General features: G+C 67.1%; 9 protein-coding genes. 4 read left to right on the top strand and 5 right to left on the bottom strand.

Annotated features, from left to right (window positions below; genetic code table 11):
* A partial coding sequence (locus tag V7E05_RS11950) for an Lhr family helicase (RefSeq protein WP_442891671.1) occupies positions 1 to 730 on the top strand: 730 nt, incomplete at its 5' end.
* Positions 723 to 1,595, top strand: a complete 873-nt coding sequence (locus tag V7E05_RS11955; RefSeq protein WP_333619874.1) for a DNA-formamidopyrimidine glycosylase family protein — start codon at positions 723 to 725, stop codon at positions 1,593 to 1,595. The genes V7E05_RS11950 and V7E05_RS11955, both read left to right, overlap by 8 nt.
* 20 nt (positions 1,596 to 1,615) lie before the next feature.
* On the opposite strand, the gene V7E05_RS11960 is transcribed toward V7E05_RS11955, so the two are convergent.
* The 3 genes from V7E05_RS11960 to V7E05_RS11970 are packed head-to-tail and all read right to left on the bottom strand — an operon-like array spanning position 1,616 to position 6,546.
* The gene (locus V7E05_RS11960) at positions 1,616 to 3,406 is read right to left on the bottom strand and encodes an Hsp70 family protein (protein WP_333619875.1); all 1,791 of its coding nucleotides are present in this window, start codon (positions 3,404 to 3,406) and stop codon (positions 1,616 to 1,618) included.
* Positions 3,399 to 4,700: a DUF7373 family lipoprotein gene (locus V7E05_RS11965; RefSeq protein ID WP_333619876.1), complete on the bottom strand. Its 1,302-nt coding sequence runs from the start codon at positions 4,698 to 4,700 to the stop codon at positions 3,399 to 3,401. Before V7E05_RS11965 ends, V7E05_RS11960 begins: the two co-directional genes overlap by 8 nt.
* Positions 4,701 to 4,755: 55 nt before the next feature.
* Positions 4,756 to 6,546 carry an Hsp70 family protein gene (locus V7E05_RS11970; protein WP_333619877.1) on the bottom strand — a complete coding sequence of 597 codons (1,791 nt, stop codon included), beginning with the start codon at positions 6,544 to 6,546 and terminating at the stop codon, positions 4,756 to 4,758.
* Between the two features lie 364 nt (positions 6,547 to 6,910).
* Here V7E05_RS11970 and V7E05_RS11975 point away from each other — a divergent pair, with 364 nt between their 5' ends.
* The gene (locus V7E05_RS11975; RefSeq protein ID WP_333619878.1) at positions 6,911 to 7,711 is read left to right on the top strand and encodes an SDR family oxidoreductase; all 801 of its coding nucleotides are present in this window, start codon (positions 6,911 to 6,913) and stop codon (positions 7,709 to 7,711) included.
* Between the two features lie 15 nt (positions 7,712 to 7,726).
* On the opposite strand, the gene pgi is transcribed toward V7E05_RS11975, so the two are convergent.
* On the bottom strand, positions 7,727 to 9,385 hold the full coding sequence (gene pgi, locus V7E05_RS11980; protein ID WP_333619880.1) for a glucose-6-phosphate isomerase: 1,659 nt from the start codon (positions 9,383 to 9,385) through the stop codon (positions 7,727 to 7,729).
* Between the two features lie 213 nt (positions 9,386 to 9,598).
* Positions 9,599 to 9,928 (bottom strand): chorismate mutase, encoded by a 330-nt coding sequence (locus tag V7E05_RS11985; protein ID WP_333619879.1) that lies wholly within the window; start codon positions 9,926 to 9,928, stop codon positions 9,599 to 9,601.
* A gap of 140 nt (positions 9,929 to 10,068) precedes the next feature.
* Between V7E05_RS11985 and V7E05_RS11990 the strand changes: the two genes are divergently transcribed.
* On the top strand, positions 10,069 to 12,067 hold a 1,999-nt coding region (locus V7E05_RS11990), incomplete at its 3' end, for an ATP-dependent helicase (RefSeq protein WP_333619881.1).

Here is a 12,067-nt window from a genome sequence, read left to right on the forward strand (position 1 = left end):
CATCGGCACGGGGATGCGTACCCCGCCGGTGCTCGCCGGCCGCTGGTCCGCGATGCCCGAGCCGGAGCGCGATCCCACCCTCCGCGCGCACGCCGCGGCGGAACTCGTGCTCGCGCGCCACGGGGTCGTCACCCGCGGGGCAGTGGAATCCGAGGGAGTGGCCGGCGGCTTCGCCGCCGTGTACAAGGTGCTCGCGGCAATGGAGGACTCCGGCGGCCCGCGCCGGGGCTACTACATCGAAGGCCTCGGCGGATCCCAGTTCGCGGACGGCTCGACCATCGACCGCCTGCGTGCTTTCGAGGCCACAGCCGATGCAAGCACGTGGTCGCGCGGCCAGGACACTCCCGAGGTACTTCTCCTCGCCGCGACCGACCCGGCGAACCCCTACGGCGCGGCGCTCACGTGGCCCGAACCGCCGGGCGAGGGCGCCCGCGCGGCGCGGCGGTCCGGGGCCCTCGTCGTGCTCGTCGATGGCGAGCTCGCCTTCTACCTAGAGCGCGGCGGCAAAACGATGCTCGTGTTCACGGAGCGGGCAGAGCCGGTGGCGCTCGCCGCCAGGGAGCTGGCTGCGAAGGTGCGCTCGGGGTCGGTCGGCACGCTTACGGTGGCGAGTATCAACGGGGACGCGGCATCGACGTCTCCGTGGGCGGAACACCTGCGCGCTGCCGGCTTCGCAGCGGTGCCGCAGGGACTTCGCCTGCGCGCGGGGTACGGGGGCACCCGTGCCTGAAGGCGATTCGGTCCACCGCGCCGCGGCGAAGATCGACGAGGCGATGGCGGGACGCGAACTCACGCGCACCGACATCCGCGTGCCGCGCTTCGCCGAAGTCGACCTCGCGGGCCGGCACGTCCTCGGCGCCCGCGCGGTGGGCAAACACCTGTTCATCGATGTCGGGGAGGTGCAAGAGGCCAGGGAAGGAGCTCCGTCCGCCGTCATCCACGCGCACCTCAAGATGGAGGGGAAGTGGTTCGTCCACGCCGCGGGGGAGCGGTGGCCGTTCCCGGCATTTCTCGCGCGGGTCGTGCTTCGGTCGGCGAACGGACGCGAGGCCGTCGGAGTCGAGCTCGGCGAGCTCGATGTGTTCACGGCCGAAGAAGCGGCGTCTCGGGTCGCGCACATCGGCCCTGACCTGCTCGGGGAGGCGCGTCCGGGCGAGGCGTTTCGGGTCGGTGATTGGAGCGGAGCCGAGGCGCTGCGGCGCCTGCGTACCGCGGGTCCGCGCGCCATCGGGGCGGCGGTGCTCGATCAGCGACTCGTCGCCGGGATCGGCAACGAGTATCGAAGCGAGCTGCTTTTCTTGCGCGGCGTGGATCCGGCTCGGACGGTCGCCGAGGTCGACTCCGCCGGCGGGCTCGAGCCGCTTTTGCTGCTCGCGCGCAAGACTATGGCCGTCAACGTGCGGCGACAGATCCGGGTGTTCACCGGGATCGACCGGCCGCGCAGCAGGCACTGGGTGTACGGCCGCGGCGGCGAGCAATGCCGGCGGTGCGGAGCCGAAATCCGCGCGAGCGAGCTCTCCGAGTTCACGGGAAATCCCGCCGACGCCGATCCGTTCGCGCGGACGGTGTTCTTCTGCCCGCAGTGCCAGGGGTAGAAAAGCGGTGGGGTCTCTACTTATGAGGTCGGCAGGATCCCCGTCTTCTCGAGGAACTCCTGCGCCTTCTCCGGAGACGCGAAGTCGAAGCACTCCAGCACGACATGGAGTTCCGTGTTCGCTGCCGAGACCTGCATCGAGGTCTCTGTGGATCCTTCGATCCGGGCCGCGGTGAGCTCGTCCGGACTTTGGATCAGTTTCGATCCCGCGTCCGAGTAGTACGACGAGCCCGTCATCATCGTGACCTTGTTCAGCTCGATCTCGGCTTCGCCTTCGTCTGCTGTGAGGTCCACGGATCCGTCGCCGTACTTGAACGCGTCCTTGACGGGAGACTTCTGCTCATCCACGTCGCAGCGGAAGGTGACCCCGCCGTACTTGCTTTCACCGGACGGTTCGCATCCGACGACAATCTCGGACAGCTCTGCAGGAAGGGCAGCGCGCAGGTCCTTCTCGTATTTGGCGGGAAGGACTGGGGCGGGCGTCTCATTCGCGGCCTCGCCGTTGCCGTCTCCATTGCTGTTGTGGATGACGGCGAACGTCCCAGCCGCGACGAGAACGACGACACAGACGAGCGCCGCGGCGATGATCGACAGGCGCCGCTTTCGCTTCGAGCTCTCATCGCCGCCGGCCGTCGTGTCGCTGTCCGTCGCGGCGTCATCCGCCGGCCGGCCGCCGGCTGGCGAACCCACCGATCCCGCGAGGTGCCGCGCGACGGGTGCGGTGGCGCCGAGTGCGCCCTGGGCGACGATGGTCTTGGGGTCGTCGAGCGTGGCGATCGGGCCGAGGTCCGCGAGCGCTCGGTGCACCAGCGGGACCCGCGAGGAACCGCCAACGAGATAAAGCGCCTCGAGGTCGTACGGGGAGTTCACTCCGCCCTCGGAGAGCGTGCGGGCGGTGAGGTCCCGTGCAGCCCCGATAAGCGGGCCGATGGCCCGCTCGAGCTCGGGGCGGGTGACCTCGACTGACAGGGGATCTCCGCCGGGCGTCGGCACGACGATCGAGCTGGACCGGGCCTCGGACAGTGTTTCCTTGGCACGCCGGATCGAGTTGTCGAGGGCGAAGAGCTGGTCGGGCGCGGCCTGGGTGCGGAGGTAGCCGAGCACGTCTGACCGGGAAACGGTGAGCTTCTCGTCGAGGAGGGCGCGCATGAGCGCATCGATGTTCCGACCGCCGATGTCGGCGGCGCCATTCGAGGACAGGACCGTAAACGATCCGTCCTCATTCGACCGCAGCACGGCGGCATCGAGGGTGCCGCCACCGAAGTCGACGACGGCGATCGTCGCACCCGCAGGGAGGTGCTTCGACCTCGAATAGTAGGAGGCCGCAGCGTGTGCCTCAGAACGGGTGACTATCTCGGTCCCCTCGAGCGAGAGTCGCCGAGCGGCCTCGACAAGGACGCCGACCTGCCGCTGCGTCCAGGCCTCGGGGTGCGTGAGAATGAGGCGCCGAGGCGGACTACCGCCTTGGGATCCCATTGCCCTCTCCACGACGGAGCCGATAATCGCGGAGATCGCGACCGCTGCCGGAACATCGAACCCACCGGCGTGCATCATTTCTTGGGAGACGGCGAACTTGGGGAACGGGACGAATCCGGTGGGGTTACGCTGCGCCTTGTCGTAGGCCACATCGCCGACGGCTATGCGCTCGGGCGATTCGATGTAGATCGCCGATCGCAGTGTCGCGGAGTCATTGCCCAGAGGAAGAACTGCGGTGTCCGCGCTACCACTTGCCGCTTGCGCCGCCGCAGTCGCCGAGGAACCGAAATCGACGCAGAGATCCCACCCGGAGGCTTGGCCGCCTAGATCAGGCATTCTGATCTGCCTGCTGGAGGATCTTGTACTCGGCAGAGATGTCCTGATGGGCCTTTTTCATGTCGTCGAGGGCCGAAGAGACCGCGATGTACCGCCCATTTCGGATGTAGCACTGGTTGGCGATTCCGAAATCCATCGCGTCCGAGATGCACTTGGCGGTAGGGAGCCCCGCCGGAGATTCCTTGACCTTTGCCCCACCGTCGGTCTCGATGCGGATCAGCTGATCCAAGAGCGTCTTGGCCTTGTCTTCGCCCGCTGCTCGCATGACCTCGGTGCCCCACACCGCGACGTTCTCTACTCCAGCCTCGGTGAGGGCTTCGAAAACCGGTTCCTGAAATTCTGTGAGATGCGAGTAACCCCGGGGCCCGTAAACTGCGCGGCCCGCTCCATTCAGATTGGCGCTGTCTTCGTCGCTGGGGATCGTGTAGATGAGGATGTGATCCTGGTCGACGGTCTTGTCGACTTCGGGAGAACCCTCGGGCCGGGGATTCATTTTCGTCTCTATTCCGAGGAACTGGTCGATCATCGGACCCTGGACGTCGACGGAATGAGCGAGTGTCTCCAGTGCCCACTGCTTCTGTTCTGGCGCGACGGTGAGGGTATCCGAAAAGAGATAATCACCGTGCGGTGTATAGGCACGAACCTCGATCTTTCCTTCGTCAAAGCTCTGCCGGGAGAAGGCGCGAGTGTCGGGGTGGCCCGGGACCTCTTCGACAGTGGCTGGCTCGACCGGCGGATCGCCGAGTTCGGGATTATCCGGGGCCATGGAGGCGACATCGGCCCCCTCTGGTGGCTCCCCGGTGAGGTAGTACTGCACGAGTCCGTCAGCCGTCGAGACCGGCCCGTCGGGAGCAGCAAAGCGAGTCACCTGATGCTTGAGCTCCTTCTGCGTGGGCTTGTCCTCGGCGGTATTCGCCGGGGTCTCGCCAAAGCCCATAAATCCATAGAGCATGTCATTGCCCTTGTATATCGCAGCGCCGGTATACGTGCCGTCGGCCTGCACCGCCGAGCGGATGTTCTGGATGGGTGAGCTGGCACGGACGCTGAGTTCCGGATCGATCTCGTAAGGCAGCGAGACGTACTCGGCCATCCGCTGGGTCTCGAAATCGAGTACGTTGTCCTCCTCGACTTTGCCGAACGGCTCCTGGGGAGTCGTGGGGTTGTCTCCGGTGTCGAGGAGTGCTTCGTCCACCGTGGGTTCCGCCGCCTCGTCACTCGAGCCGTCCTGGCTGCACGCGGCGAGCGACAGCATGACGCACGCCCCGAGCGCGAGAGATTTCTTCCAGATGGACATTGTTTCTCCGTTCATCCGATGTGATCGTGAAGTTCTGGTCGGAGCCGGCGGCCGTTCAGGCCATCAGGCCGGCATTGTTGAGGAAGATCTTGACGTCGTCGAGCTGGTAGAAATCCGAGCTTTTCAACAAGATCCCGGTTCGGGTATTCGCGTATCGGATGCTCAGCGGATCGCTCTTGTTCCCTTCGACCCCAACCACTCTTGTGGCTGCATCGCGGGCGGAATTCTCGATCAACTCATCGATCTCGTCGGAGGTGTCCGCGATGGATCCATCTCGGATATTGAGAATCTCCGACTCGGCCTGGGATTTGTCGACGGCCAGCCACACGTACTTCTTGCCGGCCGAATCGGTATCCGTGGGTATGAGCGGCGAATTCTCGACGAGTGTGCACATGACCTCGCGGCCGCCTCCGGTCGTCGAACCGTCGACATTGCACCCATCGATCTCGCTGCTTAGCTTTTGCGGGAGGGCATCGAGGATGTCTTGCGTATCGACCAGCGGAGCGTCGGAATCGGTAGGCCCCGCCGCGGTCGGACCTGTGCCGTCATTCGAACCGAACCCGCGGACGGCAAAGAACCCACTCACCGCGAGGACGAGAACGACGACCACCGCGGCGGCCCCGACGAGGATCCCACGCCGCTTTCGGGATGCACCCGTCGCAGACGGGGCATTGCCGGGTGAATCCGGATCGATTCGGGTGCCGGGGGCGTGGGAACCATATGGACCCTTCGATCCGGCACCGAGCCCCCGCAGGACGGGCACCGCGGTGGCGAGTGCACCCTGCGCGACGACCGTCTTCGGGTCGTCGAGCCTGGCGATCGGACCAAGGGCGGCGAGCATGCTGTGCACCGCGGGGATCCGCGACGAGCCGCCGGTGAGGTAGAGCGCCTTGAGGTCCGATGGGCCGGAGACTCCGCCGGCGATGAGGGTGTCGCGGGTGAGCTCGTAGGAATGGCGGAGGGTGGGATCGATGATCGACTCGAACTCGTCCCTCGTGACCTGCACCCGGACGTTCTCGCCGTCGGAAGGGATACTGATCGTCGCCGTGCGGGTCTCGGACAGTAGTTCTTTGGCTCGGCGGATCGAATCGTTGAGCGCGTGGATCTGTTCGACCGAAGCGTGCGTGCGGAGGAATTCGAGAGTTCCCGGGTGCGAGTCTTCGAGCTGCTCGTCGACCCACGCCCGGATTCGGGCATCGAAGTTCTTGCCGCCGACCTGATTGTCACCACGGGCGGCGACCACATCGAATGTCCCGTCGCCGGTGGCACGGAGCACGGCGACATCGAGCGTGCCGCCACCGAAATCGAAGACTCCGATCGAATCGCCCGGAGACAGCGAGCTGCCGCGCGAATAGTACGCCGCCGCAGCGCGTGGCTCGGAGACGGTCCGGATGTGCTGCGGATCGAGGCCCAGCTCGGATGCGGCGCGGAGAAGGATCTCGATTTCACCTTCGGTCCACGCTTCGGGGTGCGTGAGTACGAGCTCGCGCGGCGGCTGCCCATCGTGGGCGGCGATCGCCCGGCGGAAAGCGCTGCCGAGCACCGCGCCGATCGGGATATGCGCCGGCACGTCGTATCCGTTGACGAACGTCGTGCCCTGCGCGACCGTCCGTTTCGGGGATGCGAGGTAGCCGCTCGGGTTGCGCTGCGCCTTGTCGTAGGCGACGTTGCCGGTGTCCACGTCGCGCGGGGACTCGACGAAGACCGCCGAGGACATCGTGGTCCGGTCGTGGCTCAGCTGGAGCGCCTCGATCGAATCGCTCACGGCACCGGTGTGCGCGGCGGCCGTGTTCGACGTCCCGAAATCGATGGAGAGGACCCAGGAATTCGGTTGTGCTGGCGGCACGGTCTCGCTCCATTCGTTGTCGGGACGGGTGGAATTCCCGCCCGCGGGTCAGGCCGCCGACAGGGAAGCTTGTATTGAGGTGTTGATCAGGTGCAAAAAGTTCCCGGCCGGCCAGAATCAATTGGAGTCCTCTGCCAAGGGGGCGAGGAAGAAAACATGTTCGAAGAAGTAACTATCCTGGTCCCGGCGTATATTCTAGGAAATGAAAGTACCTCGGCGCGCACCGGCTCGAGCTCGTGATTCGCGGCGTCGCCTCAGCCTGGGCGTCCCCATCGCTCAGCTTCCGGGAATGATCCCGATCACGATGTGAGAGCGCAAGAGGGCAGGGAAAACACTGGCGAACGGAGAAGGGCGGGGAAAGCACATGGATCGTCGGCGAGACATGTTCGGGCGAAAGAAGAAGCACATCCCTGAGCGGAAGAACATCCTCATCACCGGCGCGAGCGCGGGGCTCGGCGAGGGTATGGCACGAACCTGGGCGGCCAAGGGGCACAACCTCGCGCTCGCCGCACGACGGCTCGGCAATCTCGAGACGCTCAAGGCCGAACTTCTCGCGGAGAATCCTTCGATCCAGGTCGAGGTCGCCGAGCTCGATGTCACCGATTCTGAGGCCGTACGCGAGGTCTTCACCCGCTTCGACGACTCGCTCGGGGGCATCGATCGATTCGTGCTCAATGCCGGGCTCGGCAAGGGCGCGTCCGTCGGCTCGGGGAAGTCCTGGGCCAACGCGCAGACCGCGGAGGTCAACGTCCTCGGCACGCTCCACCAGGCGGAGGTCGCCATTGAGCTATTGCGCGGGTCGAACCGACCCGGGCACCTCGTCTTCATCTCCTCGATCGCATCGCGCCGCGGCATGCTTGGCGCCGAGACGACCTACGCGGCGACCAAGGCGTTCGTCACCTCTCTCGCGCAGGGCATCCACGCCGAGCAGAGCAGGCGCGGCTCGGACATCGTCGTCTCGACGATCCTGCCCGGCTACATCGACACCGACATGACCACCCAGAACCAGAGCCCGCTCAAGGCCGACTTCGACAAGGGCGTCGCATCGCTCGTCGCGGCCATCGACCGTGAACCGGCGCAGGCGGCGGTGCCGTCGCTGCCGTGGACCGTGGTCGATCCGGCTCTGCGCTACCTTCCCGAGCCTGTCTCCCGAAAGATGCTCTGACGGAAGCCCCCGCCCCTAACCCCGCCCGCGCATCTCGCGGTACGCGCGGATCAGCGCATCTGTCGAACCGTCGAAATCCGGGCGCGCCTCGGGCGATCCGGCCTCCGCCGTCAGGAAGGGGAGGAGCTCGCCGGCCTGCTTCTTGCCCAGCTCAACGCCCCACTGGTCGAACGCGTTGATGCCCCATACGGCGGCCTGGACGAACACGGAGTGCTCGTAGAGCGCGATGAGCTGCCCGAGCACCGAGGGCGTGAGCCGCGGCGCGAGGATCGAGGTCGAGGGCCGGTTGCCGGGCATCACCTTGTGCGGCGCGAGCTCGGGTGAGACGCCCTCGGCGAGGATCTCGTCCTTGGTCCTGCCGAAGGCGAGCACGCGGGACTGCGCGAAGAAGTTGCTCATCAAAAGGTCGTGCATCGAGCCGCGCTCCTCGCCGGACGGATCGATCGCGGCGATGTCGTCGAGCGGCTCGGCGAAGCCGAGGAAGTCCACCGGCACGAGCTGCGTGCCCTGGTGGAGGAGTTGGAAGAACGCGTGCTGGCCGTTGGTGCCGGGTTCGCCCCACCACACCAGCCCGGTCGGGTACGAGACGTCGGCCCCGTCCTTGCGCACCGACTTGCCGAGCGACTCCATCGTGAGCTGCTGGAGGTAGGCGGGGAACCGCCCCAGGTCTTCGGCATAGGGGATGACGGCGGTCGACTGGGCCCCGAGGAAGTCCGAGTACCAGACGGAGAGGAGGCCCATGATCACCGGCAGGTTCTCCCTCGCGGGGGCGCTGCGGAAGTGCTCGTCCATCGCGTGGAATCCGGAGAGGAACTCGTCGAAGGCGTCGGGGCCGGCCGTGATCATGCACGTGAGCCCGATCGCCGAGTCCACTGAGTAGCGCCCGCCGACCCAGTCCCAGAATCCGAACATCGCGCCCTGATCGATGCCGAAGTCGGCGACTTTCTCGGCGGCGGTGGAGACGGCGACGAAATGGGAGGCCACGGCGGCTTCGTCGCCGAGTGCCTCGACGAAATGCCGACGCGCGGCGCGTGCATTGGCGAGGGTCTCCTGCGTGGAGAAGGTCTTCGAGGCGACCACGACGAGCGTGGTCTCGGGATCGATCTCGGCGAGCACTGCGGAGAGGTCGGCGGGGTCGACGTTCGAGACGTAGAGGGCCCGGATCCCGGCGGCTTGGTAGTGACGCAGTGCCTTGTCGACCATCACGGGGCCGAGGTCGGACCCGCCGATCCCGATGCCGACCACGGTATCGATCCGCTTGCCCGTGTGCCCGGTCCACTCGCCGGAGCGGATCTTCTCGGCGAACTCGCGCATGGATCGCAGCTCGGCGTGGACCTGCTCGGCGACGTCCGTGCCGTCGACCTCGAGCGAGGCGCCTTCGGGGACGCGCAGCGCTGTATGGAGCACGGAGCGGTCCTCGGTGGTGTTGATGTGCTCGCCGGCGAACATCGCGTCCCGCTGCGCCTCGACCCCGGCACGCTCGGCGAGGGCGAACAGGGCGTCGACGATTTCGGAGGTCACGATGTTCTTCGACCAGTCCGCGTGGAGGTCGCAGGCATTCGTGGTCATCCGCTCGGCGCGGCCTGGATCGCCGGCGAAGAGCCCGCGGAGCGAGGTCTCGGCGAGCGAGTCGACGAGCCCGCCGACGGCCTCCCACTCGGGGGTCGTGGAGATGTCGGTTCGGGCCCGGTCGCGGGCCGGTTCGGCGTCCTCGTTGCGGACCTCGGCGTTCGGGCTCTTCTCGGCGTTCACTGCGTTGCTCTCCTCGTCCGGGGCTCGGGCGAAAATCGGGCGTGCCCGACTCCACAGATAGTCAGCTTAGTGACGCAGCCGGGTCGGCGGCGGCCGTGAGGCCCGCGACGCCCCAGGGGCTGCCGGCCGGCGGCCTCAGCCCAGCCTTCCCCGACCGAGCCGGAGCAGGAGCTGGGCCAGCATCCGGCCCTCCTCGCCCAGCTCTGCGAAGCGCTCGTAGACCTTGAGCTCGCGCGTGTGGACGAGCCGCGTCCCGCCGGAGGCCATGCGGGTCCGGCCGATGCGCCGGGAAATCTCCGCGCGGCGCTTGATCGCCGAGAGGATCTCGGCGTCGAGCCTGTCGATTTCGACGCGGAGCTCCTGGATCTCGCTCTCGGACAGGGGATCGTCCGTGCCCGCGGGATCGAGGTGCGGGCCGCCGGCAGCGCCGGGTGCGGTGGCATCTTCGCGGGCGGAATCACTCATGTGCCCCAGCTTACTGCCGCTAGATGACGACGTACGCCGGGGTTCGCCACGGGGTGGCCGCCTCGCTGTGCGTGCCTGCCGGTCGTCGCGCTCCTCGCGAGGACGGGGCTGTCGGGGCGGGCGGTAACCTCGAACGCACTATGTCTGATTGGTCTTCTTCGAGCTCCACCACACCTGCGCAGCCGGGATCCGCGCGCTCCGAGCGTCTTCTCGAGGGGCTCAATCCGCAGCAGCGGCAGGCGGTGCTCCACCGCGGCGGCCCACTGCTCATCGTCGCTGGGGCGGGCTCGGGCAAGACCAGTGTGCTCACCAGGCGAATCGCCTACCTCCTCGAGGTCGGAGGAGCGCACCCGGGCCAGATCCTCGCCATCACCTTCACCAACAAGGCGGCTGCGGAGATGCGCGAGCGAGTCGCAGAGCTCGTGGGCCCGGAGGCGAGCCGCATGTGGGTCGCCACTTTCCACTCGATCTGCGTGCGCATCCTCCGCGCGCAATACCAGCTCGTTCCGGGGCGGAACTCGAACTTCACCATCTACGACGGCGACGATGCCCGCCGGCTCCTCTCGATCATCGCGAAGGAGCAGGGGCTCGACATCAAGAAGTTCACCCCGCGCTACCTCGCCAATGCGATCTCGAACCACAAGAACGAACTCGTCGGCCCCGAGCAGGCGCTGGCCGAGGCACAGCAGGACGGGAACCGCAACGCCGAGACCATCGCCACCGTATACGTCGAGTACGCAGCGCGGCTGCGCGCGGCGAACGCCTTCGATTTCGATGATCTGATCGGCGAGGTCGTCGCCCTCCTGCGCAACAACCCCGCGGTGGCCGAGTACTACAGGCGCCGCTTCCGCCACGTTCTCGTCGACGAGTACCAGGACACCAACCACGCGCAGTACGTGCTCGTCCGCACCATCGTCGGCGGAGCCGAGGGCGAGGGGGAGCCCGAGTACGGCGTCCCGCCGTCCGAACTGTGCGTGGTGGGCGATGCCGACCAGTCGATCTACGCCTTCCGCGGCGCGACCATCCGGAACATCGAGGACTTCGAGAAGGACTTCCCGGACGCCGAGTCGATCCTCCTGGAACAGAACTACCGCTCGACCCAGAACATCCTCACGGCCGCCAACGCGGTGATCTCCCGGAACGAGGGCCGCAGGCCGAAGAACCTGTGGACCTCCTCGGACGACGGCTCGCTGATCACCGGCTACGTGGCCGATAACGAGCACGACGAGGCCCGGTACATCGCCGGCGAGATCGACCGTCTCGTCGACTCCGGTGGTGCCTCTTACTCGGACGTCGCGGTGTTCTACCGCACCAATAACTCCTCGCGCGTGCTCGAGGACATCTTCCTGCGCCTCGGCATCCCGTACAAGGTGGTCGGCGGGCTGCGCTTCTACGAGCGCAAGGAGGTCCGCGACGCCGTCGCCTACCTACGCGTGCTGCTCAACGAAGAGGATGCCGTGTCGATGCGCCGGATTCTCAACACCCCGCGCCGGGGCATCGGGGACAAGGCCGAACAGGCGGTGGTCGCCCACGCGGAGATGCGCCGCATCGGTTTCGGCACTGCGCTGCGCGAGGCCGGAGAGGGCAAGGTGGCCGGCCTCGGCTCCCGCGCGGTCAAGGCCATTTCGGCGTTCGTCGAGATGCTCGATGGCCTGCGCGCACGGCTCCACGGCGCGGGTCACGTCGCGGGGGAGGACTCCTTCCCCGACATCGGGGAGATCCTCGACGCCATCCTCGACGACTCGGGCTATCGCGATGCGCTTCAGGGGTCCAATGATCCGCAGGACGGCACGCGGCTCGACAACCTCGAGGAGCTCGTGGGCGTCGCCCGGGAATTCTCCTCTGAGGCGGCACTGCGCCGCAGCGTCGAGGCGGATACCGGGGATGCGGCCGGGGAAGACCCCGGCAACGATGCCGGCGCGGACCCCGAGGCAGGCACCGAAGTAGATGCCGAAGCAGATGCCGAAGCCCTGGAACTCGATGCCGCGCTCGACGAGGGCATCGCGGCCCCTGGCTCGCTCGAGGCCTTCCTCGAGCGCGTCTCGCTCGTCGCCGATGCCGATGAGATCCCGGCAGACGATGCCGGCGAGGTCACGCTTATGACCCTCCACACCGCCAAGGGCCTCGAGTTCCCCGTGG

Source organism: Dietzia sp. (genome assembly GCF_036741115.1).
GTDB lineage: Bacteria > Actinomycetota > Actinomycetes > Mycobacteriales > Mycobacteriaceae > Dietzia.